The organism is Pseudomonas sp. PS01298, from assembly GCF_029959745.1.
In the GTDB taxonomy this organism is placed as follows: Bacteria; Pseudomonadota; Gammaproteobacteria; order Pseudomonadales; family Pseudomonadaceae; genus Aquipseudomonas; species Aquipseudomonas aylmerensis.
The window spans coordinates 38,049-63,133 of the sequence record NZ_JASCPP010000001.1 but is presented as its reverse complement, the minus strand read 5'-3'; the positions used below and the strand labels follow the sequence as shown (position 1 = coordinate 63,133).

The following is a 25,085-nucleotide window of genomic DNA, read 5'->3' as shown; positions in this document are numbered from 1 at the left end:
CTTCAACCCCAGCGGCTACAACTTGGCCGCCCTTAGATTCAAAGGCGGACAGGGCGATTTAGTGATGCATCGGACGGGCAAAACGACAATTCTTGTAGTATAACTACAAGCTTGCTACATCCCTGGCACCTGCCAATAACAAGAGTCCTGCCCTTTGAACCTGTTGCAACATATCGCCCAGTCGCGCCACCTGTTACGCAAATCGGAACTCAAGGTTGCCGATCACGTGCTGCTTGACCCTGCGGCAGTGATGCACAGTTCCATGGCCGACCTGGCCCACAGCGTGGGCATCAGCGAGCCGACCATCGTGCGCTTCTGCCGCGCCATCGGTTGCTCCGGGTTCCAGGACTTGAAACTCAAGCTGGCGCAAAGCCTGGCCGCCGGTGCGAGCTTCGGCCAGTTTGCGATTCATGAAGACGATTCCGTCGCCGACTACAGCCTGAAGATCTTCGACACCACCCTGCACACCCTGATGGAAGTGCGCGAGAAGCTCGACCCGGTGGAGCTGCAAAAGGCCGTGACCGCCATGTCCCAGGCCCAGCGCGTCGAGTTCTACGGCTTCGGTGCGTCTGGTGCGGTGGCCGCCGATGCCCAGCACAAATTCTTCCGGCTGCTGCTCACCGCTGCGGCCTACAGTGATCCGCACATGCAGGCCATGTCGGCGGTGACCTTGAAGCCCACCGACGTGGCGATCTGCATTTCCCAGTCGGGCCGTTCCAAGGACCTGCTGATCACCGCCAACCTGGTGCGTGAAAGCGGCGCGACCCTGATTACGTTGTGCCCGAGCCAGACGCCGTTGGCGGAGCTGTCCACGGTCAACCTGGCGATCGATGTGCACGAAGACACCGAGATCTACACCCCGCTGACCTCGCGCATCGCCCACCTGGTGGTGATCGACGTGCTGGCGATGGGCGTGGCAATGGCGCGCGGCCCGAGCCTGGTCAACCACCTCAAGAGTGTGAAGCGCAGCTTGCGCAGCCTGCGTCTCTCGCCCAAATCAGTCAAAGCCCTCGACGATTAATCGGGTGTACAAAGATCAATGTGCGAGCTGGCTTGCCTGCGATGGCGGTCTGTCAGCTCGCACATTCATTGACTGAGCTGCCACACAGGATGTGCACAGCGCCTGAAGATTCATCGTCCTGTAACCCCCGCGCCGCCAAACCGTCATCCCCCAGGGCCATCCTGAACTCCCCGTACTCGCATTGGGAGACTGAAAATGGCCCGGCACTACGAAGACAGCAACAGCTCCGTCAAAACCCGTCGTCAGCAGGAAGACCAGCGCCGCATGGCGTTCCGTCGTGCAATCGAAGACCGCTGCGACGAGCGTCAACTGCAGCAGAGCATCACTGACTACCCGGAACTCCACTGGCAGGCACCCTTGGCTGCCCAGCGAAACGCTCAGCCAACGCGCTGATCTGCACCCGTTCGCTGCGGATAAAGCCCAGGAACGCATGGGCCACCGGTGACAGGCGCTTGGCCTTGGCCTGCACCAGGCACCAGCTGCGGTACAGCGGCAGTTCTTCCACCGGCAGCTCCTTGAGCCCGCCGGTGGCCAGCTCCAGGTTGACCGCGTGGCGCGTCAGCAAGGCCACGCCCAACCCGGCGTTCACGCATTCACGCTGCGCCTCGGCCGAGGCCACTTCCACCGTCTGGGTGAAGTGCACGCGTTTCTCCTTGAAGTATTCCTCGCACGCCAGCCGCGTACCGGAACCCGGTTCGCGCAGCAGCAGTGTGTAGGGCTCCAGGTCCTGCAGGCGCAGCGGGCCTTGCAGGCTCAACGGATGTTCAGGTGGGGCCACGGCCACGATCGGGTTGTTGAGGAACGGCAGGAATTCCAGGCCCATGTCCTGGGGCACCATGGACATGATCACCAGGTCGTCGCGGTTGTCCGAAAGCCGGCGAATCACCTGGGCGCGGTTGACCACCGTCAGGTGCAACTGCACCTCCGGGTGCTGGCGCTTGAAGGCCGCAAACAGGTGCGGCACGAAGTATTTGGCGCTGGATTCCACCGCCAGTTTCAACTGGCCCTGCAGCGAGCCTTGCATGTCCGACAGCTGCATATCGAGGTTTTCCAGGCGCCCGAAAATGTCCCGGCTGGCGCGTTGCAGGGCTTCGGCGGCTTCGGTCATGTAGAGCTTCTTGCCGACGTAATCGAACAGCGGCTGGCCGATCAGCTCTTCCAGCTGACGAATCTGTAGGCTAACGGCCGGTTGAGTAAGCGACATTTCCTCGGCTGCACGGCTGTAGGAACGCAAATCGCACACTTCATTGAAGATCTGCAATTGACGCAATGTCATACGCATCAATGACTTACGCATTATTTAGTGATCCCGGCCTGCCCCTGATGCATCGACTATAAGTCTTTACTTATACACAACCCAATAATTATTGATTTTTGTTAATCCCTGTTGGGGCTTAGTGTGTGTCTCGCGACTGTCATGAAACATTTGGTCACGCGCCGACCCGGATCCAGTGGGTTGAAGACGCAGCAATCGGCTCAAGGGAATTTCCAAGTGATAAAAAAGATCCTGATCGCCAACCGTGGTGAAATTGCCGTACGAATCGTGCGTGCCTGCGCCGAGATGGGCATTCGCTCGGTCGCGGTCTATTCCGACGCCGACCGTCACGCGTTGCACGTCAAGCGTGCCGACGAAGCCCACAGCATCGGGGCCGAGCCCCTGGCCGGCTACCTGAACCCGCGCAAGCTGGTGAACCTGGCCGTGGAAACCGGCTGTGATGCGCTGCACCCCGGCTACGGTTTCCTCTCGGAAAACGCCGAACTGGCAGACATTTGCGCTGAACGCGGGATCAAGTTCATCGGCCCGTCGGCTGAAGTGATCCGTCGCATGGGCGACAAGACTGAAGCGCGCCGCAGCATGATCAAGGCCGGCGTGCCGGTCACGCCGGGGACTGAAGGCAACGTTGCCGACATCCATGAAGCCCTGACCGAAGGCGACCGCATCGGCTACCCGGTGATGCTCAAGGCGACGTCCGGTGGTGGTGGTCGTGGTATCCGCCGCTGCAACAGCCGTGAAGAACTCGAACAAGCCTTCCCCCGCGTGATTTCCGAGGCCACCAAGGCCTTCGGTTCGGCGGAAGTGTTCCTGGAAAAATGCATCGTCAATCCCAAGCACATCGAGGCGCAGATCCTCGGTGACAGTTTCGGCAACGTGGTGCACCTGTTCGAGCGTGACTGCTCGATCCAGCGCCGCAACCAGAAGCTGATCGAAATTGCCCCCAGCCCCCAACTGACCCCGGAACAGCGCGCCTACATCGGCGACCTGTCGGTGCGCGCGGCCAAGGCGGTGGGCTACGAGAATGCCGGTACCGTGGAGTTCCTGCTCGCCGAGGGCGAGGTGTACTTCATGGAGATGAACACCCGGGTGCAGGTGGAACACACCATCACTGAAGAAATCACCGGGATCGACATTGTCCGCGAGCAGATCCGCATCGCCTCGGGCCTGCCGCTGTCGGTCAAGCAGGAAGACATCCAGCACCGTGGCTTCGCGTTGCAGTTTCGTATCAACGCCGAAGACCCGAAGAACAACTTCCTCCCCAGCTTCGGCAAGATCACCCGTTACTACGCGCCCGGCGGTCCCGGCGTGCGCACTGACACGGCGATCTATACCGGCTACACCATTCCACCGTTCTACGACTCCATGTGCTTGAAACTGGTGGTCTGGGCGTTGACCTGGGAAGAAGCCATGGACCGCGGCCTGCGTGCCCTGGACGACATGCGCCTGCAAGGCGTGAAGACCACCGCCGCCTACTACCAGGAAATCCTGCGCAACCCGGAATTCCGCAGCGGCCAGTTCAACACCAGTTTTGTCGAAAGCCATCCTGAACTGACCAACTACTCGATCAAGCGCAAACCCGAAGAGCTGGCCCTGGCCATCGCCGCCGCCATCGCCGCCCACGCAGGCTTATAAATAAGCAGCTGCAAGTTGCAAGCGGCAAGCTACAAGTTAAAGCGGATCAGCGTTTACTTGCAGCTTGTAGCTTGAAACTTGCCGCTATGAGGAGATCCGAATATGACTAAGAAAATCTTCGTAACCGACACCATCCTGCGCGACGCCCACCAATCGTTGCTGGCGACCCGCATGCGCACCGACGACATGCTGCCGATCTGCGACAAGCTCGACAAAGTCGGCTACTGGTCGCTGGAAGTCTGGGGCGGCGCGACCTTCGACGCCTGCGTACGCTTTTTGAAAGAAGACCCATGGGAGCGCCTGCGCAAGCTGCGCGCCGCGTTGCCTAACACGCGCCTGCAAATGCTCCTGCGCGGCCAGAACCTGCTGGGCTACCGCCACTACAGCGACGACGTGGTCAAAGCCTTCGTCGCCAAGGCCGCCGTGAACGGCATCGACGTGTTCCGCATCTTCGACGCCATGAACGATGTGCGTAACCTGCGCGTGGCCATCGAAGCGGTGAAAGCTGCCGGCAAACATGCCCAGGGCACCATCGCCTACACCACCAGCCCGGTGCACACCATCGAAGCGTTTGTGGCCCAGGCCAAGCAAATGGAATCCATGGGCTGCGACTCGGTGGCAATCAAGGACATGGCCGGCTTGCTGACCCCGTACGCCACCGGCGAACTGGTCAAGGCGCTGAAGGCCGAGCAGAGCCTGCCCGTGTTCATCCACTCGCATGACACCGCCGGCCTGGCCGCGATGTGCCAACTCAAAGCCATCGAGAACGGTGCCGACCATATCGACACCGCGATTTCCAGCTTCGCCTGGGGCACCAGCCACCCGGGGACCGAGTCGATGGTTGCCGCGCTCAAAGGCAGCGAATTCGACACCGGCCTGAGCCTGGAGCTGCTGCAGGAAATCGGCCTGTACTTCTACGCCGTGCGCAAGAAGTACCACCAGTTCGAAAGCGAATTCACCGCAGTCGACACCCGCGTGCAAGTCAACCAGGTGCCGGGTGGGATGATTTCCAACCTCGCCAACCAGCTGAAAGAGCAGGGCGCACTCAACCGCATGGGCGAAGTGCTGGCCGAAATCCCGCGGGTGCGTGAAGACCTTGGCTTCCCGCCGCTGGTCACGCCGACCTCGCAGATCGTCGGCACCCAGGCGTTCTTCAACGTGCTGGCCGGGGAGCGCTACAAGACCATCACCAACGAAGTGAAGCTCTACCTGCAAGGCGGCTACGGCAAGGCGCCGGGTACCGTGAACGAGAAACTGCGCCGTCAGGCCATCGGCAGCGAAGAGGTGATCGACGTGCGTCCGGCCGATTTGCTCAAGCCGGAAATGACCAAGCTGCGCGGCGAGATCGGTGCGTTGGCCAAGTCTGAAGAAGACGTGCTGACCTACGCGATGTTCCCGGACATCGGGCGCAAGTTCCTCGAGGAACGTGACGCCGGCACCCTGGCCCCTGAAGTGCTGCTCCCGATCCCTGAAGCCGGCGGTGTGGCGCGTGCTGGCGGCGAAGGCGTGCCGACCGAGTTCGTCATCGACGTGCACGGCGAAAGCTACCGCGTGGACATCACCGGCGTCGGCGTGAAGGCCGAAGGCAAGCGCCATTTCTACCTGTCCATCGACGGCATGCCGGAAGAAGTGGTGTTCGAACCGCTCAACGAATTTGTCAGCAGCGGCGGCAGCAAGCGCAAGCACGCCACTGAGCCGGGCCACGTCAGCACGGCAATGCCGGGCAACATCGTCGACGTGCTGGTCAAGGAAGGTGATGTGGTCAAGGCTGGCCAGGCCGTGCTGATCACCGAGGCCATGAAGATGGAAACCGAAGTGCAGGCGTCGATCGCCGGCAAGGTCACCGCTGTGCATGTGGCCAAGGGCGACCGGGTCAACCCGGGCGAGATCCTGATTGAGATCGAAGGCTGATACAGCCTTCGACATAACCGTTTAATCCTCGGGGGAGCAGGTGCTCCCCTTTTTTTTGCCTGTCGATCGGGCTTCCCGGTGACTTAGAACGCCATCGCCCATTGGCCCATCAACCCCTGGTTGCGACTGTGGCTGCCAAACTCGGCGCTGTAGGCCAGGCCTACGCTGTGCTCGTCCGACAGCGCCAGCTCCACGCCGGTGCGCAGCGCCAGGCTGTCACGGTCCAGGGACGTGCCGCCGACGGTGAACGCGCTGTTGAAGTCCTCACGTTTTTCCCAGGCGAAGGACTGACGTACGCGGCTGCTGGTGTCGCCATAAAGATGCTTCCAGCTTGTGCTCAGGTGCGGCTTGAGGATCATCTGGTTGCCCAGCGTCACGTCATGGGTCACGCGCAGGCCGAAGGTGCTGCTGAGGTTCTGCTGGGTCTGCGTACCCACATTCAAGGCGCTGTAGCCGCCTTTTTCCTGGAAGCGTTCGCGGTGATAGCGCTGGAAACCCACGCCGGCAAAGGGCTCGGCGCGCCAGTCAGCGGTCTGCAGCTGATAGCCCAGCTCGGCAAACGCGTTTTGGCTCCGCGCCTTGTACTTGCCCGAGAGGTGATCGCGGTGATTGATGAAGTCGAAGTCGACCGTGCGTTTGTTTTGCCCGGTATGGCTGCTGTACAGCGCGCCGAGGCGCAGCGCGAGTGGCCCGTCCAGGCGGACGGCGTAGGCGCCGAGGTGCCAGCTGTCCACTTCACCCTTGAAGCGCCTGGCGCTCAGGTCGCTGCCGGATTTGCCGCCCACCACACCCACCCGCCATGCATCGTCGATTGCGCCGTCGGCCCCCAGTAACAGGCCTTGGCTGCTCTGTTTCAAGCCGGCACTGCCGTGTTGCGCATCAAGGCTGCCGCCCTTGCCCAGGCCTTGCAGCCATACGCGACCGGTGTCGCCGGTGTCTTTATCCAGCTGGCGTATGGCTGCCAACAGGTTGGCGTTCAAGGCTTTCTGGCTGTTCTGGGTGGCAGTGCCGAGGTTGGCGTTCTGGCTTCCCGCCAGTTGCTCGAGCACTGCACCTATTCGGCTCGGCTCCAGGGTGCTCAGGTACAGGCCGTAACGTTCGAGCCGGCTTTTTTCCCACTCGTTGAACTCATCCGACGCGAGCAATCCATCCACGGCGGCGTCCAGCACCCGAGCGACGCTCAGGGCGTTTCGGCTGGTCGCCCGGTCGGCAAAGTAGAAGTCTTCAGGCGCCGGCAGCGCCGGCGCGGAATGACCCTTGTTGCCGGGCTGTTCGAACCATTCACTGTCTGGCTCCATATCGCCCCTGGCCTGTGCGTATTGAGCGCCGAGGGCACCCAGCGCCAGGGTGATGGCGAGCGCGAGTTGTTTGTGTATGCGCGGCATGTAATCCCACCTCTTGATGTATGAGGCGGGGAATTTAGCGAGGCTGCGGGGGGATAAATGTCAGGCCGGGCGACCCTTGCTTGCGGGAGATGTCGCTAGTCTGCAGCGATAATTGCGGCTATCGCCAATGCATTGGGCCGACGCGCATTGCGCCGCCGGCCCAGCGGTTGAACCACGTCTCAGAGCGCCTGCTGGCGACACTCCGCAAGGCTCTTCAACTGCCCAGGGCCCGACTGGTTGGCCGCTGACAACCAGGCCTCGAAACCCGCGCCAATCGCGGGCCATTCCGAATCCAGGATCGAGTACCACGCGGTATCGCGGTTTTGCCCCTTTACCACCATGTGCTGGCGGAACACCCCTTCAAAACTGAACCCCAGCCGCTCGGCCGCGTATTTGGAGCGGGCGTTGCCGTTGTTGCACTTCCATTCCAGGCGGCGATAGCCCTGTTCGAACGCATGCTTGGCGAGCAGGTACACCGCTTCGGTGCTTTTCGGCGAGCGTTGCATCGGTGCGCCGAAGGTCACGTGGCCGATTTCGATGCGGCCCTGGGCCGGGACGATGGACATCAGGCTGAGGATGCCTTGCACCTGGCCGCTCGCCCGGTCGATCACGCTGAAGAAATACGGATCGCTGTGTTGCGCATGGTTGTTGAGCCAGTCATTGAAGGCACCGCGCTCGGGGAGCGGGCCATAAGGCAGGTAATCCCACAGTTTCGGGTCGGCGCCGGGGCCTTGCAGGGCTTGGAACAGGTCGTCGCCATGGCGTGCCGGGTCGAGTTTTTCCAGGCGGATAAAGCGCCCTTCGAGCAGTTGGACCGTAGGCGCCGGGACGCCCTTCCAGTCGGCGGGTGAGATAGGCATGCTGCGCTCCTTAAAGACCTTTGCGAAATTGAATGAAACCCGGACGTTCGGCGATGCGCTCGTACAGTTGGATCGCCGTGGCGTTGGTCTCGTGGGTCAACCAGTGCACCTTGGCACAACCATCAGCCTTGGCGGTGGCATAGACGAACTCGATCAGTTTGCGGCCAACGCCGGTGCCGCGCTGGGCCGGGTCCACCAACAGGTCCTGCAGGTAGCACGAGTTCTCGATGCTCCAGTTGGAACGGTGGTAGATGAAGTTGACCATGCCCACGGCCTTGCCATCCTGCCAGGCCAGCGCGGAATGGGTCGGCTCCTGTGCATCGAGCAGGCGTTGCCAGGTGCTCTGGGTCACGGCGTCCGGCAGCTCGGTGTTGTAGAACTTCAGGTACGCCTGCCACAGCGGCAGCCAGGCGGCGTGGTCGGCAGCAGTGACCGGGCGGATGTCGATCTGGCTCATTCTGGAACTCCTTGGGGAATAAAGCGGGCGAGGGTCTGGTCGCGCACATCGGCGCTGGCGGCCAGCCCTTTACGAACACCGTCGATATCGGCCTGGCTGCGGTTCTGGCTGAGCTTGCGCTTGCCGATCAGGCGCTCGATCGGCAGGGCGAAGCCGACGATGGCCTTGAGCATGCCGTCGATGTAATCGACCGGGGCGTCGCTGACCTTCCACGGCTGGGCACGGTTGCCTTCATGGCGATCAGTCAGGGCGCTGACCAGCGCAAGCAGGCGCTCGGCGTCGGTAAACACTTCGGCCTTGCCGTAGGCATGCACCGCCAGGTAGTTCCAGGTCGGGACCACCTTGCCGTGCTCGGCCTTGGCCGGGTAGAACGCCGGGCTGATGTAGGCTTCGGCGCCGGCAAAGATCACCAGGGCCTCGCTGCCGTTTTGCAGGTCGCGCCATTGCGGATTGGCCTTGGCCAGGTGCCCGTAGAGGGTGCCATTGGGGCCTTCATCGGGGTTAAGCAGCAGCGGCAGGTGGCTGGCTTGCAGGCCTTGCTCGCCAACGGTCACCAACTGCGCCAGGCGCGTGTGCTGAATCAGTTGCTGCAATTCGGGCAAGTCTTCGAGGGCAAAGGCGCGAGGTGTGTACATGAATATTTTCCTTGGCGAATGCCTGCATCGTAGGCAGGCTAATGGTCTGTTGTAAGAGCCATCTCAGGCCAATTTCATAGGTCCAATATGCCGCCGCTTTCGCCGCCTCTGTCATTCAACCCTGCCGGCATCGAGCTGGACCGTCGCCAAGGCCTGACGCGCCAGCTGTATGAGGCCCTGCGCCAGCGGGTGCTGGACGGACGCCTGGCCAGCGGCACGCGCTTACCCGCCAGTCGTGACTTGGCGGCGGCCCTGGCGATTTCGCGCAACAGCGTGGTGCGTGCCTACGATCAACTGTACGCCGAAGGGTTTATCGAAGGCCGAGTCGGTGATGGCACCTATGTGGCCCAACTGCCCCAGCCGAAAAAACTATCCACAAAAGTGTCCACAGGGTTACCCACAGGCTTATCCCCAGCCTTATCCACAAAATGGACAGATTTGCCCGAAGATCTCGATAACGAAGTTATCCACAGACCGGGCCTGGCCCGGGTGAAAAACAACCATCTTTCACAGCCGCCTGCGGGCCCGCCCAGGGCGTTTCGCGTGGGTGTACCGGCCTTTGATCTGTTTCCGTTTGAGGTATGGGCCAAGCTGAACGGGGCATTCTGGCGCAAGCCGGACCTGGAGCAGTTGTGCTACGGCGACCCGGCGGGCGATGCTCGCCTGCGTGGCCTGATTGCCGCTTACCTGCGCAGCTCGCGGGGCATGCAGTGCGCGGCTGAGCAAATAGTGATCACCTGTGGCGCACAGCAGGCAATCAGCCTTTGTGCACAGTTGCTGGTGGAGCCGGGCGACGGCGTTGCGGTGGAAAACCCGGGTTACCGCGCTGCCGGCCATGCATTCGCCCTGGCCGGTGCGAACCTGCAGGGCGTGCCGGTGGACCACGAAGGCATCGACTGCCACACCCTCAACAGCCTGAAAGATTGCCGCCTGGCCTATGTCACGCCGTCCCACCAATACCCGTTGGGCGTGGTCATGAGCCTGGCGCGGCGCCTGGAACTGCTGGCGTGGGCCGAGCGCACCGGCGGCTGGATCATCGAGGACGACTATGACGGCGAGTACCGCTACAGCGGCGCACCGCTGGCGCCCCTGGCCGCGCTGGACCGCAGTGGTCGCGTGCTCTACGTCGGCACCTTCGGCAAAGTCGCGTTCCCGGCCCTGCGCCTGGGGCATCTGGTATTGCCGCCGGGGCTGGTGGATGCGTTCTCGCGGCGCCGTGCGGTGGACATGCGCCACTCGGAAGTCAGCACCCAGGCGGTGATGGCCGAGTTCATGGCGGCCGGGCACTTCCAGCGCCATATTCGCCGCATGCGGCGGGCGGCGTTGAGTCGCCGCAATGCGGTGCTGGCCGGTTGGCCGGGCGGCTTGCCGGGCGTCGGCGAATTGCCCAGTGTGGCGGCGGGGCTGCACATGACGGTACGCGTGGACAGCCTGGCCCGCGAGCAGCAATTGGTTGAGCAGGCCCAGGGCGTGCGGGTCGAGGTAAATGGGCTGAGCAGTTATTGGCTGGCGCACTCCACCACGCCGGCGGACCAGCGCGCCGGCCTGGTGCTGGGCTTTGCCGCCGTGCCCGAAGCGGCCATCGCCGAGGCCCTGGCTAAGCTGCGCAGGGCCTGGCAGGCCAGTTGACCTCAGCTCTGGAAGAACAGTGAACGAGCCAGCTGCGGGCTGATTTCGCTGCGATAAATCGCAATCTGATCGCCGTCGCTCAGGCCGGTGCGATGGATCGCGCCGCCGAGTCGCTGCTGTTCACGGGTCTTGAGGTGGCCGGCGGTGAAATGGTCGAGCTCGGCGTGCGGCGAATCGTAATGAAAGTGCGCATACCACAGCACTTCCTGGGTGTTGTGATCGCTGATCGCGTACTCATCCAGGTAGTCCTTGCCGGGGCCCTTGAGGCGCCGGCGGGTGATCACCTTGGCAATGTTCACCGCCCCCTGGCTGTGCAGCCACTGCACCCGCGCGGCAGTCGGCAGTTGCTGTTTGGTCATGCTGATGCGGGTACTGGTGCCCAACGCATAGAGCCGTTGCGTGGCCTCGTTGAGTTGGCGGTTGAGGGTGGCGGCAGACGGGCGATCGCTCTCCGTGAGGTTGCGTTGGGTCAGCGCCTCTTCGATGTTGCTCGCTGCCAGCTCCATGCGGGCGGCGTGCTGGTGCAGCATCTCTTCGATTTCCACCGGGATTCGCCCGGCTTTCCTTGACTGCACCAGGAGGCGCTGGGTCGCGGAGGGCTCTTCATCCAGCAGGTTTTGCGCGTTGCTCATGCTGATATTGAGGTCCACCGCCACCGGCCGTTGTGGCCTTGGGGTCGGCGTCGTGCGCTCGACCCACACCCCGGGGCTTTTTTCGTGGAAAGTCGCAATGACCTTGCCCGTGACCGGCGCCTTTACGTCCAGGAGCCCCTCGTCAGAGGGGCGTGGCTCGCCTACTACCACCGCGTTGAAGCGGGTCTTGATGACCTTCTTCTTCGGCGCCTGCTGCGTTTTTGACGGGCCGGCCTTGGTCTCCCGCGGCTTGCGTTCTTTCAACAGTCGGGCCAGTTCATGCACGGCTTGCCTGTTGAAATCGTCGATGCGCTGGCGAAGGCTCTCCAGCGGTTCCCTCTGCACGTAGTCCGGGTGTTCGGCGTGCAGGTCCAGCAGGCGTTGGTCCACCAGGGAGAATTGTTCGACCAGGCTGTTGAGCACCTCAATCCGCTCGCCCGGGTCGCTGACAGCGGCGTCGGGCATGGCCTCGATCCATGTTTGTATGTTGAGGTCGGCGATGTTCACGATTTCATTGAGCTGGGTGTGGGCATCGACGAAGGCTTCACCGCTGCCTTCCCTGATGCACAGGTAGCGATTCAAAGTGATTTGCAGGGCCTTGAGGTCGTGAAGCTTGAAGTCAGGCAAGGCATGGAGGGTGTTCTGGATGACTTTCATGCCGTCGATGCCCAGTTCCTGCAGGTGCAGGTAACGGGTTTGCGCGTATTCGAGGCGGCTGATCATGTCCAGGTTCAGCTGCGACATTTTCTCGGCGAGTGCGGTCTGTCTCTCGGTTTGCATCGGCGCGAGGGCTTCCATCTCATCGAGCGTCGACAACAGTTCTGTCCGGAACGTTGGCAGGGTTTCAGAGACGGCGAAGCGCGTGAGCAGCAGTTGCTGGTTCAAGTAGTCGATCATGTCGCCCTGGTAGTTGGGCACCGTATCGATGACGTTCAGTGCCCGAAGCTGGCGGATGGGCACGTCATACTCGGCCAGGCGCGTGTCCAGTTTTTCGATGAATGCCCGGCGTTGTTGGTTGGTGGAGGGGCCGGGTTGCGGGTCTATTGCCGCGTGTGCCATGGCAACCTCGGCTTGCCCGCGCTTCTGGCCTGCATTGAAGGTGGTGAGCTGGCCCCTGAGCTCGGCGATCCGCGATGGTTTTTTGGCCTGGGCGGCCTTGCGCCGATTCCTGAACCCGGCGCCACGCAGGCGTAGTCGCGTGTCGACAAACCATTGGCCGGCCAGGTTACTGACCAGCAACGGGCCGACGTGGGAGGGGCGCTGCGGATCGACAATCATGACGTTGTCGTTCTCATCCAGCATGACCTCGAACCAGCGCTCCTTGACCGGTGCGTACCATTTTTCACCCAGGGCAGAGAGATTCAGGTGGGGACCGGGTTCTTGGCTTGGCTCCCTAAGCCCTGCGGGTTTATCGACTTTGAAGCGATCCAGTGTTGCCGCGAGGCTCGCGGGTAAGCGATTGAGTGCGCCACTGTTGTGCAGCGGCCCCAGATGGCGTGCCGGCAGTTCGGCATCGGGTAATTTGGGTTGCTGCGTCACCACGATCTTGCGCGGCAGCGGCGTGGGGCGATGGGCGCTCGCTGGCGGTTCAAGCCTTGGCGGCTGTGCCTTGAGTGGCCGGGGCTGCGGCGGATGGCGCAGGGCAACATGCAGCACCAGGGACATGCCCAGGTTGAGCAACAGGTCGACCTGCGCCGTCCAGGAGGTCTTGCCGTCAGGCCCGGGCTCGGCTTGGGTGGCTTCCTGCAGGTCGTCCATGATTTGCCAGATCCAGGCGGCAATCCCGACCGTGCGCCCCAGAAATGGCAACGCCGCGCTGAAAATCAGCCAGCCGGCCTGCCGGTAGGTGGCCCAGCGTTTCTTCACGTTGGATACCGATTGCCGGTTGGCCAGTTCAACCATCGCATGGGCGTTGTCCTTGAACAGGGTCGCCAGGTGATCGTTGCCCAGCACCTCATCACTCAAGGCAATGGGGCCGCTCATTTGCACCACTACCTGCGGTTCCACCAACCCGCGCACGACGGTCCATGGCGAGGGCAGGGCGGCAGGGAAGACGTATTGCTCGTAATTGAAGCGGCTGTCGTTGGGTAACCAGGCCAGCACCGAATCGCGCAAGCTGCGGTGATGCTTGATGGCATACAACAGGTTTTCGCGTGATGGGAACTGCACCAGCACCGGGTCCAACAGGGGGCGATACAGCAGGCAGGGACCTTGGGTGTGATCGCGGGGGCCGATCACGAACATATTCGCCACCGCATCCGGTTCCCGGCCGGGTCGCAGGGTGGGGATAAATGCCAGGCGACGGATGACAATCTCTTCCCCCTCGACCTGTCGGTCGTGCGCTTGCGCCTGCACGGCGGCGGCGACATAACGGTAACCGCGATCATCGATGCCATGCTCGCCCTGGATTTTCCACTGCAGGGCCAGCAGCGGCAGTTGCGTCCGCAGGTGCGAGGTGTAGAGGGTTTGCCGGCTACGGGATTGCTCCGGGTCATCGAGCAGGGTTGTCTTGATCAGCGTGGGGTAGTGTTCGCCGATGTCGAGGGTTTCGATCACGCCCTTGAGGTAGTCGTACGTCAGCCATGCGGGACCTGTGCCGCCGTTGTAGTGCACGGTGGGCGTGCCGGTGGGCAGGCCGGTGAGGTTTTCCAGGGCCAGGTCGATCAGGCTGCGCCGGGTGATGTCGCTGGCGCCGGGCAGCACAAACGTGCCCCAGACCACAGGGCTCTCGATGCTGATCTCGACCTTGTCCAGGCTCAGGCTCGCGCCATTCCTCTGCCGATTGATCTGTTTTTGCAGTTGCTCGCGTGCGTAATCGCGGATCGGAGGAATGCCGTCCTGGAACGTTCGACCGAGGTTGTGGGTATGCACCTCGGCCAGTTCGATCACGTACCGGCTGTAGATCGACACGTCGAGGTCCGAGGCGTTGGCGAGCCAGTCGGGGAGCTGTTCATGAATCTGGCGGATGCTCGACAGCGAGTGCTCGCTCAGGTCCTCGATCACCGGCAGGATCCGCGCGACAGCCTGGCCGGTCGTGACCGCCACGGGAGCGACCTCGAAGCCGGCCGGGCCAATCGAACCGATCGCCTGCAGTTGCAGGGCGATCAGGTTGCACGCCAGGCTGTCGAAGAAATCTGCGCTGGGTTCGTACAGCCGCCATTGCACGCCGACATCCAGTTGATATTGGACCAGGCTGGCGGGCAGCGACTCACCGAGCTTTTCCAGCGACTCGAACTTCTCATAACCGTTGAGCAGCGAGTAGGCCAGAATCCGCTCGCTCTGCTCGTGTTTGCCGATCAACACCGCCATGTCCGACAGGCCGATATGCGTGGATTGGTTGTGGTGATGGCCATCCATGTCGATCAGGTAGGCGTGGGTCTGGTACGTATCGAAGGCCTTGCGCTTGGCCTGCTCCGGAAAATGGAACAGCAACCTGGCCATGGCGCAGTCGTGCTCATCCCAGCCCTCCTGCGTGGTGACGTTCCACACGTTGCGCAAGGAATGTGAGAGCAGCTGCCAGCGCGGGCCAGACATACCGTTGGAGGTATTCCAGTAGTCGAGTTGCTGCTCCTGGTAGGCGGTGAAAATCAGGGCTGCCAGCTCATTGATCAACCGCGCGATGGCATCGATCTTCACCGGCAGGTGTTCGGCGCGCGGTGCCTGTGGCTGCGCCGTGAGGAAATGCTCGCCGTCGATATAAATCACCGGCTCCGGCGACAGGGCCTGGTTGGCCAGCACCGAGGTCAGCGACTCCATGGCGGGGGGCGTTGACTGAATGAGGTCGTCGGCGATGCGCCAGTGTGGCGTGACGACGGTGGCCAGGTCCGGGTCGATATTCAGTGTCGGGTATTGCTCCTTGAGGGCGGCGCGCAACAGGTTGGCGGCGACTTCGCGGATGGACGGGCCGGTACTCAGTTGCGTCAGCAGATCGTAGGTGCTGGGCGGGCGGTTACTGGTGGGGATCGAGTCGGTGGGCATTTGCAGCTCCTTGGCCGGTATCAGGCGTGAAGAGCTGCAAGGTAGAGTCTGGCAAGGCGGGCGAGACGGTAGATAAGTAGTAACGGCCGGGGCCTGCACGCCCCGGCCGTGGCCGATCAGGTCCCGGACTTGATCTTGGTCCAGGCGCGGGTCCTGGCGCGTTCGGCGTCTCGGCCCAGAGGTTTCAAGGTGTAGAGCGTGGCCATTGCCGCTTCGGTGGGGTACAGGTTGGGGTTGTTGCGGATCGCCGGGTCAACCTGTTCAGTCGCGTCCTTGTTGGGATTGGGGTAGCCGACGAAGTCACTGATCGGCGCGATCACACCGGGTTGCAGCAGGTAGTTGATAAAGGTGTAGGCGTCCTGCGGATTCTTCGCGCCTTTGGGGATGGCAAGCATGTCGAACCAGATCGGCGCGCCTTCCTTGGGCAGGCGCATGTCCACTGTCACGCCGTTCTTGGCTTCCTTGGCGCGGTTGGCGGCCTGGGAAAAGCTGCCGGAATAGCCGACGGCGACGCAGATGTCTCCGTTGGCAATGTCGGCCATGTACTTGGAAGAGTGGAAGTAGGTGATGTACGGGCGGATCTTCATCAGCAGCGCTTCGGCTTTTTCATAATCCTTGGGGTTGCTGCTGTTGGGGTCCAGGCCCAGGTGCTGCAGGGCCAGGGGCAGGATCTCCGACGGCGAGTCCAGCAGGGCGACGCCGCACTGCTTGAGTTTGCTGATGTTTTCTTCCTTGAAGATCAGGTCCCAGCTGTCCACCGGCGCGTTGTCGCCCAGCGCCGCCTTGACCTTGGCCGGGTTGAAGCCGATCAGGATGGTGCCGTACATGTAGGGCACGGCGAATTTATTGCCGGGATCGTTGGCCTCGATCAGCTTCATCAGCTTGGGATCAAGGTGGTTCCAGTTCGGCAACTGGCTGCGGTCCAGGGGCTGGAACACGCCGGCCTCGATCTGCTTGGCCAGGAACACATTGGAAGGCACCACCACGTCATAGCCGGAGTTGCCGGTGAGCAACTTGGCCTCCAGGGCTTCGTTGGTGTCGAAGATGTCGTAGACCAGTTTGATCGCCGGGTTCTGCGCCTTGAAGTCATCCAGGGCCTTGGGCGTGATGTAGTCGAACCAGTTGTAGACGCGCAGGGTTTTTTCTTCGGCGTGGGCGGCAGTGCTGAGCACCGCCGCGCAGAGTACAAGCGACTTGAGCATGTTCATTCGGCTGACCCCTCAAAACCTTCGAGAACGTTGACGGCATTGATGCCGATTTCTTCCACGGCGTAGCCGCCTTCCATCACGAACAGCGTGGGCGTGCCGAGCTGCGCGATGCGTTTGCCCATGGCCAGGTAGTCCGGGCTGTCGAGCTTGAACTGCGAGATGGGATCGTCCTTGAACGTGTCCACACCCAGGGAGACCACAATGATGTCGGCGCCGTAGCGCTCGATTTCCCCGCAGGCCTGCTCCAGGGCCGCGCTCCAGGTGTCCCAGCCGGAACCGGCTGGCAGCGGGTAATTGAAGTTGAAGCCTTCCCCGGCGCCCTCGCCCAGCTCATCGGCGTAGCCGAGGAAGAACGGAAACTCCGCTTCCGGATGCCCGTGGATCGAGGTGAACAGCACATCGCTGCGTGCATAGAAAATCGACTGGGTGCCGTTGCCGTGGTGGTAATCCACGTCCAGGATCGCGACTTTCTTATGGCCCTGATCGAGAAAGGCCTGGGCGGCGATGGCGGCGTTGTTGAGGTAGCAATAGCCGCCCATCAAGTCGCTGGCGGCGTGATGTCCCGGTGGCCGGCACAGGGCGAAGGCGCTGCGGGCGCCGTGTTGGATCGCCTGTTGCGCGGTGAGCGCGACCTGCGCCGCGCTGTAGGCCGCTTGCCAGGTGCCGGCGGTAATCGGCGCGCCGCCGTCGAAGCTGTAATAACCGAGCTGGCCGTGCAGGCTGGTGGGCAACACGCGGCGCAAAGTGCGCGCGGGCCAGGTGTAGGGCAGCAGGTCGCCGTCCTGGTTGAATTCGGTCCAGCGTGCCCAGGCGCCTTTGAAAAAGTCGAGGTAGTCGTGGCTGTGAACGCGTTGCAGCGGTGCCAGGCCAAAGTCCTGCGGCGCTTGCACGGGGCCCAGTTCGCGGTCCTTGACCCGCTGCAGCACGTGGTCGGCGCGCGAGGGCATTTCGAAGCAGGGCATCAGTTGCCCGTCCATCAGTTCGCAACGGCCATGGTGCAGGTGGTGATCGTCCGAGTAGATCGTCAGCATATTGTTGTTCTCCGCAGGCGGTATCGGTGCATGCAGTCTTGCGGGCGACGGCGATTATGAGAACGGCAGGAGCGGCCAAAAGGGGATAAATGTGGCCAGATTGTCTGTCCGAAATTCGCCCCTCAATGGGGCGTCATGGTCGAAATTGGCTCGGCGTCACGCCGCTCCAGCGCACGAACGCATGGCGAAAACTGGCGGTCTCGCTGAACCCCAGGGCCTCGGCGATCCTATAGATCGGCCACTGATCTTCAGCCAGCAACTGTTTGGCGCGTTCAAAGCGCAGCTCGTCGAGCAGTTCCTGGTAGCTGCAGCCCAGGTCATGCAGGTGTCGGCGCAGGGTACGCGCCGAGCACTTCATCTGCTCGGCCAGGCCTTCGAGGCCAGGTGCGGCGTGCAGTTGTGCCGCGAGCAGCTGGCGGATCCGTCCCAGCCAGGCTTCGCGCCCGGTGAATTCGGTGTTCTGTTTGCGGCAGCGCTCGGCCATGGCCTGGTGGGTCACGGTATCGGCGAGGGGCAAAGGCTGGGAGAGCCAGCGTTGGTCGAAGGCGAACGCATTGGCGGTGGCCTGGAACTGCAACGGGCAGTCGAAAGACTCGGTGTAGCGCGCCTGATAATCCGGCGCATCATGCTCAAAGCGCGCGCCCAGCAAGGGCAGCGGATGGCCGAGCAGGTCGTCGCAGATGACCTTCAGCGATCCCAGGCACAGCTCGACGTTGAAGGCGGTCAGCGCCGGGTTCTCGCGATAATCGCCGGCGGTGAACCAGATACGCTCGCCGTCCTCCTCCAGGTTCAGTTCGAACAGTGTTCCCAATAGCGCCGGATACCGCAGGGCCAGGCGCAAAGCGTCACCGAAAGTGGCACTGGTGAGCAGGGCATAACCGAGCATGCCGTAGGACGAAACGTGCATGCGCCGCCCCACGATCAGGCCGATATCGCGCTGCAACGCCACGGCATTGGCGCACACCTGCATCTCCTGGTGGGTGGCAATACGCGTGTCGGCGCGGCTCAAGTCCGCCGCGCAGATACCGCTGCCGGCCAGCAGCGCCTCGGCGGGCAGGCCTTCGGCCTTGAAGGTGCTGAGCACCAGGGAGACAGCATTGAGGGTGGTGAGGTGGGAGTGCAGCATGCGGTCTTCCAGCCAGGTGATGGCTGGAAGTGGAGCAAGTTATATGCCGGTCAGCTCAGTTCGCCACACAGGTCGAGTTCCACCAGGCGGCGGACGTGTGCGGTGGCGAGGCCGGCACCGAGCAGCGCTTGCAGCTTGCCGAATGCCGCTTCGCGGGTCATGCCGCCCCCGGACAACACACCGACACCGCGCAAGCGGCTACCGGCTTCATACACGTCCAGTTCTACGCCGCCTTCATGGCATTGAGTGATTGCCACCACTACCACGTCCCGATCCTGCGCGCGCTGGAGGCTGGCCAGGAACGCCGGGTTATCGCTGGGCCCGGTGCCGCTGCCGAAGCATTCGAGCACCAGTGCCTGGATCCCGCTGTCGATCAGTGCATCCACCTGCACGGCGGCAATGCCCGGCACCAGCGGCAATACGCCGACATTGACCAGGGCCTTGGGCTGGCGGTAGTCCAGGGCGGCGGGGAGCGTCTCGGCCTTGGCCACGCCACCGTTACGCTGCAACGCAGCAAACGGATGGCGACCAAAACTGCGGATTTTCGCGCAGCGGGTCGGGGCCATCAGCGCGCCGTGGAAATACAGGTGCACACCCGGGGCCAGGCCTGCGCCCAGCGCTGCCAGCGAACCGCTGACGTTTTCCCAGGCGTCGCTGTCAGGCACGCCGGCGGGCAGCATCGAGCCGGTAAATACCACGGGCACCGGCAAACCCAGCAGTTGGAAGCTCATGGCCGCCGCGCTGTAGGCCAGGGTATCGGTGCCGTGCAGGACCAGCACCGCGTCGCAGCCTGCGTCCACGGCTTCAATCACCGCGACACGCAGGCGCTGCCAGTAGGCGGGAGTCATGTTGGCGCTGTCGATCAGCGGCGCCATTTCCCGGAAGCGCCAGGCGGGCACGGGCTCGTTGGCGAGTTGTTCGCGCATGCGGGCTTCGAAACCGGATGCGGGCGCCAGGCCGTTGGCGCTGGCCTGCATGCCGATGGTGCCGCCGGTGTAGAGCACCATGATGTTGTTAGCTGGGGACATCGAAGAATCTCCTGAACGAAAAACGCCGCCGGGCCCAGAGCATGCCCAAGGCCGGGCGGCGTGTCATCTATCTAGGCTTACGACGCTCAGCGTTGCGCTTGAGCGTTCAGTTCAGCCGATGCTTGAGCCGCTGGCTGCGACTTCACCGGATTCGCCGGCCAGGCCTTGCGATCCAGGTCCAGGTCAGGGAACTGGCTGGAGTCGAACACCGGGGTCTTGATGCCCGCTGCGCGCTGGTTGTCGTAGTCATTCAGGATGCGCATGGCGATCTTGAACAGGAACGCCAGGGCGAACAGGTTGACGAACGCGAGCATGGTCATGGTGATGTCGGCGAAGGCGAACACGGTGCTCAGGTTCTCGATCGAACCCCAGAAAATCAGCACCAGCACCAGCGCGCGGTAGCCCATCAACACTTTGCGGTTGTCGCCCACGATGAAGCGCAGGTTGCTCTCGCCGAGGTAGTAGTTGTACATGATCGAGGTGAACACGAACAACGCCAGGGCCACCGAGATGAACATCCGGCCCCAGTCACCGACCACGGCTGCCAGGGAGTTCTGGGTCAGGGCAATGCCGTCGCCTTCAAAGCCCGGGGTGTAGAAACCGGAGAGCAGGATCAGCAGCGCCGTACAGGTGCAGATCACGAAGGTGTCGAGGAACACGCTGAACGCCTGCACCACGCCTTGGGCGATCGGGTGTTCTACCGACGCTACCGCTGCCACGTTAGGCGCACTGCCCAGGCCGGCTTCGTTGGCGAACACGCCGCGCTTCACACCCATGATGATCGCGCTGCCCACCAGGCCACCGAAGGCCTGGTCCAGGCCGAAGGCGCTCTTGACGATAGTCGCGAGCATGGCCGGCACGTGGTCGAATTGCAGCACGATCACGTACAGGGTCACGGCGATGTAGACGAGGGTCTTGACCGGTACCAGCAGGTCGGCGATCGAGGCAATACGCTTGATCCCGCCGATGAACACCAGGCCCAGCAATACCGCCAGCGCCAGGCCGGTGTAGGTGGTGTCCAGGCCGAAGGCGTTGTTCAGCGAGTGAGTCACGGCGTGGGCTTGCAGGCCGTTGAAGGCAAAGCCGAAGGTCACCAGCAGCAGGAAGGCCATGACCATGCCCAGCCAGCGTTTCTTCAAGCCATGCTGGATGTAGTAGGCCGGGCCGCCACGGTAGGTGCCTTCGGCGTCGGTGCGCTTGTACAGCTGGCCGAGGGAGCATTCGATGAAGCTCGAGGACATGCCCACCAGTGCGGTGACCCACATCCAGAACACGGCACCCGGGCCGCCCAGGGTCACGGCAATGCCGACGCCTGCGATGTTACCGGCGCCGACGCGACCGGCGAGGCTGAGCATCAGCGCCTGGAACGAGCTGAGCTGGCCGGAGCTGCTTTTCAGGCTGTCGCGAAACACCGAAAACATGTGGAAAAAGTGACGCAATTGAACGAAACGCGAGCGGATCGTGAAGTAGCCACCGAGCCCGACAATGAGCACGATCAATACTTTCCCTGAGAGGAAGTCGTTGATGACTTCTAGCATGGAGTGTTCCTCGCTGATTTTTCTAATGGCAAACGCAGGACGGTCCGACACGTCGCATGGCACCAGGCAGTGCACGACGGTTCGACCCCAATCCTTTTGCGGGTGTTGTTATTCATGCGGTTTCGCGCTTCCAGGGTCTCGTTACCGACGACCGCTGACGCGAAGAGGGGCGGCACTATACCTAGGAGTGTGTGATCCGTCTGCACGAGGCGATTAAAGGTTTCAGCAGGCCGGAGTCGGGCAAGGCGGGTTTGCAGGGCGATATTGGAGTTTTTATGGACGTCATTTCACAACCTTGAGGCAAAAAAAAGGGCCTGAAGAACGAGCCTTCAGGCCCTCAAAAGGTGAGAGGTGTCTAGTCCCTCAACCTGGTGAGCGGTGCAACAAACGCTTAGGCCTTCAACGGGACCAAACGTGGGGCAATCATGTTTTCGGGGCGCAGGATGTCGTCGAGCATGGCGTCGTCGAGCAAGCCTTCTTCGCGCACCAGTTCCAGCACGCCGCGGCCGCTTTCGAGGGCGATGCGCGCGATGCGGGTGGCGTTTTCATAGCCGATGTACGGGTTCAGCGCGGTGACCAGGCCGATGGAGTGCTCCACCAGTTCGCGGCAGCGGGCTTCGTTGGCGGTGATGCCGACGATGCAGTGCTCGCGCAGCATGTCCATCGCGCGTTGCAGCAGGCGGATCGAGTCGAAGATCTTGAAGGCGATCAGCGGCTCCATCACGTTCAACTGCAGTTGACCGCCTTCGGCTGCCATGGTCAGGGCCAGGTCGTTGCCGATGACCTGGAACGCCACCTGGTTGACGGCTTCCGGGATGACCGGGTTGACCTTGCCGGGCATGATCGAGCTGCCTGGCTGACGCGCCGGCAGGTTGATCTCGTTGATGCCGGTACGTGGGCCGCTGGACAGCAGGCGCAGGTCGTTGCAGATCTTCGAGAGCTTCACCGCGGTGCGCTTGAGCATGCCGGAGAACAGCACGAAGGCGCCCATGTCGGAGGTGGCTTCGATCAAGTCGGCAGCCGGTACCAGCGGCTGCCCGCTGATCAGGGCCAGGCGCTGTACGGCCAGGGCCTGGTAACGCGGGTCGGCGTTGATGCCGGTACCGATCGCGGTGCCGCCCAGGTTCACTTCGGTCAGCAGCTCCGGCGCCAGGGTTTTCAGGCGCGCCAGGTCTTCACCGAGGGTAGTGGCGAAGGCGCGGAATTCCTGGCCGAGGGTCATCGGCACGGCGTCTTGCAATTGGGTGCGGCCCATTTTCAACACGTGACCGAACTCGACGCCTTTGGCAGCGAAGGCCTGGATCAGGCTGTCGAGGCTGGCCAGCAGCGCGTCGTGACCCAGCAGCAGACCCAGGCGGATCGCGGTCGGGTAGGCGTCGTTGGTCGACTGCGCCATGTTCACGTCGTTGTTGGGGTGCAGGTACTGGTATTCGCCCTTGTTGTGGCCCATGGCCTCCAACGCGATGTTGGCGATGACTTCGTTGGCATTCATGTTGGTTGAAGTGCCAGCGCCGCCTTGAATCATGTCCACCACGAACTCTTCGTGGAAATCGCCGCGGATCAGACGGGCACAGGCTTCGCTGATGGCAGCGTGCTTGGCTTCGCTGAGCTGGCCCAACTCGCGGTTGGCGTCAGCGGCTGCTTGCTTGACCATTGCCAGGCCGACCACCAATTTCGGGTAATGCGAAATCGGAACGCCCGAGAGGCGGAAGTTATTCACCGCTCGCAGGGTCTGGATGCCGTAATACGCTTGGGCAGGTACTTCGAGTACGCCAAGCAGGTCTTTTTCTGTGCGGAATGATGCAGCGGAGGACATGACGGAAATCATCTCGATATGGACCCGGAACAGGCCGGAACGCTGCGAATGCTAGGCTTGTAGAAGTTTTTGGGCCAATGCTGTTAAACACTGGCCTATGCACAAACGGCATAATGTCGGTGTGACCCGGTTATCATGGCGGGCGTGTGTGCCAAAATGGTGCGTACCCGTGGGAGGAAGTGATGAACCTTGAGAGCAAATGGCTGGAAGACTTCAGCGCCCTGGCGGCAACCCGCAGCTTTTCCCAGGCGGCGGAGCGGCGCTTTGTCACCCAGCCGGCGTTCAGTCGGCGTATTCGCAGCCTGGAAGCTGCGCTGGGCCTGACCCTGGTCAATCGCTCGCGCACGCCGGTTGAACTGACAGCAGCGGGGCAGTTGTTTCTGGTGACCGCGCGCACGGTGGTCGAGCAGCTCGGTGAAGTGCTGCGCCATTTGCATCACCTGGAAGGCGGGCAGGGCGAGGTTATGCAAGTAGCCGCTGCCCACTCCCTGGCACTGGGATTCTTCCCGCGCTGGATCGCGCAACTGCGCAACGAAGGCCTGAACATCGCCACGCGGCTGGTGGCCACCAACGTCGGCGACGCCGTGCATGCCCTGCGCGAAGGCGGCTGCGACCTGATGCTGGCGTTCTACGACCCGGATGCGGCGATGCAGATGGACGCCGAGATCTTCCCGTCGCTGCACCTGGGCAATACCGAGATGCTCCCGGTGTGCGCCGCCGATGCGGATGGCAAGCCGCTGTTCGACCTGGAAGGCGAGGGCAGTGTGCCGTTGCTGGCGTACAGCGCCGGTGCGTTCCTGGGGCGTTCGGTACATCTGCTGCTGCGCCAGCGCGCATTGCGCTTTACCACCGTGTACGAAACCGCCATGGCCGACAGCCTCAAAAGCATGGCCCTCGAAGGCCTGGGCATTGCCTGGGTACCGCAGTTGAGCGTGCGCGCTGAACTGGCACGGGGCGAACTGGTGGTGTGCGGCGGGCCGCAATGGCATGTGCCGTTGGAGATTCGCCTGTATCGCTGCGCGCTGGTGCGCAAGGCGAACGTGCGGTTGTTGTGGCGTAAGTTGGAAGGTGGGGCGGCGCAGAATACTTGAGCCAACACAGATCAAATGTGGGAGCTGGCTTGCCTGCGATAGCGGTGTATCAGCCGACATTCAGGCACTGACCCTCCGCCATCGCAGGCAAGCCAGCTCCCACAGTATTTTGTGGTGCTTTCGCTGACCTGGAAGTCAATAAAACCGCCTGTTTGAGGTGTAAGACAGATGGTCATCCAAGGGGCTGTTTATCTGGATTATTACGGTATACTGCGCGGCCTTCGGCCGGTCCAACCGGCCAAATTTCGTACAACAAGCCACGCCGGATTTCCCGCGTGGCTTGTTGTTTTTTGACGCGCCTGCGGGCGCCCAGAGAGAAGAGGCACGACGATGAGTGCATTGGTTGGCGTGATCATGGGCTCCAAGTCCGATTGGTCCACCCTTAGCCACACCGCCGATATGCTGGAAAAACTCGGCATTCCGTATGAAGTGAAAGTGGTCTCTGCCCACCGCACCCCGGATTTGCTGTTCCAGTATGCCGATGAAGCAGAATCCCGTGGCATCGAGGTGATCATCGCCGGTGCCGGCGGGGCGGCGCACCTGCCAGGCATGTGTGCGGCCAAGACTCACCTGCCAGTGCTTGGCGTACCGGTGCAGTCGTCGATGCTCTCGGGCGTGGATTCGCTGTTGTCCATCGTGCAGATGCCGGCCGGTATCCCGGTGGCGACCCTGGCGATCGGCAAGGCCGGCGCGATCAACGCCGCGTTGTTGTCCGCCAGCATCCTGGGCGCCAAGCACCCGCAGTTTCACGCGGTGCTGAAAAAATTCCGTGCTGAGCAGACAGACAGCGTGCTGGACAATCCAGACCCACGTATCGCCTGAGGTTGTTGA

Annotated in this window: 19 protein-coding genes; 7 read left to right on the top strand and 12 right to left on the bottom strand. The window is 62.5% G+C overall.

Features of this window, described 5'->3' with window-relative positions:
• The first annotated feature begins 154 nt into the window (after positions 1 to 154).
• Both hexR and QMX97_RS00265 read left to right on the top strand, forming a co-directional pair.
• Positions 155 to 1,021 carry a transcriptional regulator HexR gene (gene hexR, locus QMX97_RS00270; RefSeq protein WP_010168370.1) on the top strand — a complete coding sequence of 289 codons (867 nt, stop codon included), beginning with the start codon at positions 155 to 157 and terminating at the stop codon, positions 1,019 to 1,021.
• 195 nt (positions 1,022 to 1,216) lie between these two features.
• A complete protein-coding gene (locus QMX97_RS00265) occupies positions 1,217 to 1,414 on the top strand; it encodes a hypothetical protein (RefSeq protein ID WP_106802257.1) in 198 nt (65 codons plus the stop codon).
• Here the strand turns inward: QMX97_RS00265 and QMX97_RS00260 are convergent.
• Positions 1,344 to 2,318, bottom strand: coding sequence for a LysR family transcriptional regulator (locus QMX97_RS00260; protein WP_065902594.1), 975 nt, complete (start codon positions 2,316 to 2,318; stop codon positions 1,344 to 1,346). The two genes, QMX97_RS00265 and QMX97_RS00260, sit on opposite strands and share 71 nt — an antisense overlap.
• A gap of 195 nt (positions 2,319 to 2,513) precedes the next feature.
• Between QMX97_RS00260 and QMX97_RS00255 the strand changes: the two genes are divergently transcribed.
• Both QMX97_RS00255 and oadA read left to right on the top strand, forming a co-directional pair.
• Complete coding sequence (locus QMX97_RS00255; RefSeq protein ID WP_003195732.1) at positions 2,514 to 3,929, top strand: acetyl-CoA carboxylase biotin carboxylase subunit; 1,416 nt, start codon at positions 2,514 to 2,516, stop codon at positions 3,927 to 3,929.
• A gap of 102 nt (positions 3,930 to 4,031) precedes the next feature.
• Positions 4,032 to 5,840, top strand: coding sequence for a sodium-extruding oxaloacetate decarboxylase subunit alpha (gene oadA, locus QMX97_RS00250; protein ID WP_065902592.1), 1,809 nt, complete (start codon positions 4,032 to 4,034; stop codon positions 5,838 to 5,840).
• An 83-nt stretch (positions 5,841 to 5,923) separates the two neighbouring features.
• Here oadA and QMX97_RS00245 read toward each other — a convergent pair whose 3' ends face one another.
• The 4 genes from QMX97_RS00245 to QMX97_RS00230 all read right to left on the bottom strand — a co-directional run bounded on the left by QMX97_RS00245 (position 5,924) and on the right by QMX97_RS00230 (position 9,177).
• Positions 5,924 to 7,225, bottom strand: a complete 1,302-nt coding sequence (locus QMX97_RS00245; protein WP_282395529.1) for an autotransporter outer membrane beta-barrel domain-containing protein — start codon at positions 7,223 to 7,225, stop codon at positions 5,924 to 5,926.
• 179 nt (positions 7,226 to 7,404) lie between these two features.
• On the bottom strand, positions 7,405 to 8,085 hold the full coding sequence (locus tag QMX97_RS00240) for a GNAT family protein (RefSeq protein WP_282395528.1): 681 nt from the start codon (positions 8,083 to 8,085) through the stop codon (positions 7,405 to 7,407).
• Positions 8,086 to 8,095: 10 nt separating this feature from the next.
• The gene (locus QMX97_RS00235; RefSeq protein WP_065902585.1) at positions 8,096 to 8,542 is read right to left on the bottom strand and encodes a GNAT family N-acetyltransferase; all 447 of its coding nucleotides are present in this window, start codon (positions 8,540 to 8,542) and stop codon (positions 8,096 to 8,098) included.
• On the bottom strand, positions 8,539 to 9,177 hold the full coding sequence (locus QMX97_RS00230) for an FMN-binding negative transcriptional regulator (protein WP_282395527.1): 639 nt from the start codon (positions 9,175 to 9,177) through the stop codon (positions 8,539 to 8,541). The genes QMX97_RS00235 and QMX97_RS00230 overlap by 4 nt, the downstream gene beginning before the upstream one ends.
• 87 nt (positions 9,178 to 9,264) lie before the next feature.
• On the opposite strand from QMX97_RS00230, the gene QMX97_RS00225 reads away from it, so the two are divergent.
• A complete protein-coding gene (locus tag QMX97_RS00225) occupies positions 9,265 to 10,806 on the top strand; it encodes a PLP-dependent aminotransferase family protein (RefSeq protein WP_282395526.1) in 1,542 nt (513 codons plus the stop codon).
• Positions 10,807 to 10,808: 2 nt separating this feature from the next.
• Here QMX97_RS00225 and QMX97_RS00220 read toward each other — a convergent pair whose 3' ends face one another.
• From QMX97_RS00220 to aspA, 7 genes are all read right to left on the bottom strand, one after another.
• The gene (locus QMX97_RS00220; RefSeq protein WP_282395525.1) at positions 10,809 to 15,416 is read right to left on the bottom strand and encodes a DUF6543 domain-containing protein; all 4,608 of its coding nucleotides are present in this window, start codon (positions 15,414 to 15,416) and stop codon (positions 10,809 to 10,811) included.
• A 116-nt stretch (positions 15,417 to 15,532) separates the two neighbouring features.
• The gene (locus tag QMX97_RS00215; RefSeq protein ID WP_106802264.1) at positions 15,533 to 16,624 is read right to left on the bottom strand and encodes a polyamine ABC transporter substrate-binding protein; all 1,092 of its coding nucleotides are present in this window, start codon (positions 16,622 to 16,624) and stop codon (positions 15,533 to 15,535) included.
• Positions 16,621 to 17,655, bottom strand: coding sequence for a histone deacetylase family protein (locus tag QMX97_RS00210; RefSeq protein ID WP_065902575.1), 1,035 nt, complete (start codon positions 17,653 to 17,655; stop codon positions 16,621 to 16,623). The genes QMX97_RS00215 and QMX97_RS00210 overlap by 4 nt, the downstream gene beginning before the upstream one ends.
• A gap of 133 nt (positions 17,656 to 17,788) precedes the next feature.
• On the bottom strand, positions 17,789 to 18,781 hold the full coding sequence (locus QMX97_RS00205; RefSeq protein WP_282395524.1) for an AraC family transcriptional regulator: 993 nt from the start codon (positions 18,779 to 18,781) through the stop codon (positions 17,789 to 17,791).
• A 50-nt stretch (positions 18,782 to 18,831) separates the two neighbouring features.
• A complete protein-coding gene (locus QMX97_RS00200) occupies positions 18,832 to 19,809 on the bottom strand; it encodes an asparaginase (RefSeq protein WP_282395523.1) in 978 nt (325 codons plus the stop codon).
• An 86-nt stretch (positions 19,810 to 19,895) separates the two neighbouring features.
• Entirely contained in the window at positions 19,896 to 21,347 is a 1,452-nt protein-coding gene (locus tag QMX97_RS00195) for an alanine/glycine:cation symporter family protein (RefSeq protein WP_262134225.1), read from the bottom strand.
• 391 nt (positions 21,348 to 21,738) lie between these two features.
• A complete protein-coding gene (aspA, locus tag QMX97_RS00190; RefSeq protein ID WP_017135792.1) occupies positions 21,739 to 23,163 on the bottom strand; it encodes an aspartate ammonia-lyase in 1,425 nt (474 codons plus the stop codon).
• 182 nt (positions 23,164 to 23,345) lie between these two features.
• Here aspA and QMX97_RS00185 point away from each other — a divergent pair, with 182 nt between their 5' ends.
• A complete protein-coding gene (locus tag QMX97_RS00185; protein ID WP_010566930.1) occupies positions 23,346 to 24,254 on the top strand; it encodes a LysR substrate-binding domain-containing protein in 909 nt (302 codons plus the stop codon).
• A 330-nt stretch (positions 24,255 to 24,584) separates the two neighbouring features.
• Entirely contained in the window at positions 24,585 to 25,076 is a 492-nt protein-coding gene (purE, locus tag QMX97_RS00180) for a 5-(carboxyamino)imidazole ribonucleotide mutase (protein WP_003195648.1), read from the top strand.
• Positions 25,077 to 25,085: the final 9 nt, after the last annotated feature.

Bases quoted from the DNA above. Each gene is read 5' to 3' on its own strand.
- QMX97_RS00245 (WP_282395529.1), bottom strand. From the start codon at position 7,225: ATGCCGCGCATACACAAACAACTCGCGCTCGCCATCACCCTGGCGCTG.
- oadA (WP_065902592.1), top strand. From the start codon at position 4,032: ATGACTAAGAAAATCTTCGTAACCGACACCATCCTGCGCGACGCCCAC.
- QMX97_RS00185 (WP_010566930.1), top strand. From the start codon at position 23,346: ATGAACCTTGAGAGCAAATGGCTGGAAGACTTCAGCGCCCTGGCGGCA.
- QMX97_RS00210 (WP_065902575.1), bottom strand. From the start codon at position 17,655: ATGCTGACGATCTACTCGGACGATCACCACCTGCACCATGGCCGTTGC.
- QMX97_RS00260 (WP_065902594.1), bottom strand. From the start codon at position 2,318: ATGCGTAAGTCATTGATGCGTATGACATTGCGTCAATTGCAGATCTTC.
- purE (WP_003195648.1), top strand. From the start codon at position 24,585: ATGAGTGCATTGGTTGGCGTGATCATGGGCTCCAAGTCCGATTGGTCC.
- QMX97_RS00205 (WP_282395524.1), bottom strand. From the start codon at position 18,781: ATGCTGCACTCCCACCTCACCACCCTCAATGCTGTCTCCCTGGTGCTC.
- aspA (WP_017135792.1), bottom strand. From the start codon at position 23,163: ATGTCCTCCGCTGCATCATTCCGCACAGAAAAAGACCTGCTTGGCGTA.
- QMX97_RS00235 (WP_065902585.1), bottom strand. From the start codon at position 8,542: ATGAGCCAGATCGACATCCGCCCGGTCACTGCTGCCGACCACGCCGCC.
- QMX97_RS00265 (WP_106802257.1), top strand. From the start codon at position 1,217: ATGGCCCGGCACTACGAAGACAGCAACAGCTCCGTCAAAACCCGTCGT.
- QMX97_RS00240 (WP_282395528.1), bottom strand. From the start codon at position 8,085: ATGCCTATCTCACCCGCCGACTGGAAGGGCGTCCCGGCGCCTACGGTC.
- QMX97_RS00200 (WP_282395523.1), bottom strand. From the start codon at position 19,809: ATGTCCCCAGCTAACAACATCATGGTGCTCTACACCGGCGGCACCATC.
- QMX97_RS00215 (WP_106802264.1), bottom strand. From the start codon at position 16,624: ATGAACATGCTCAAGTCGCTTGTACTCTGCGCGGCGGTGCTCAGCACT.
- QMX97_RS00230 (WP_282395527.1), bottom strand. From the start codon at position 9,177: ATGTACACACCTCGCGCCTTTGCCCTCGAAGACTTGCCCGAATTGCAG.
- QMX97_RS00225 (WP_282395526.1), top strand. From the start codon at position 9,265: ATGCCGCCGCTTTCGCCGCCTCTGTCATTCAACCCTGCCGGCATCGAG.
- QMX97_RS00220 (WP_282395525.1), bottom strand. From the start codon at position 15,416: ATGCCCACCGACTCGATCCCCACCAGTAACCGCCCGCCCAGCACCTAC.
- QMX97_RS00195 (WP_262134225.1), bottom strand. From the start codon at position 21,347: ATGCTAGAAGTCATCAACGACTTCCTCTCAGGGAAAGTATTGATCGTG.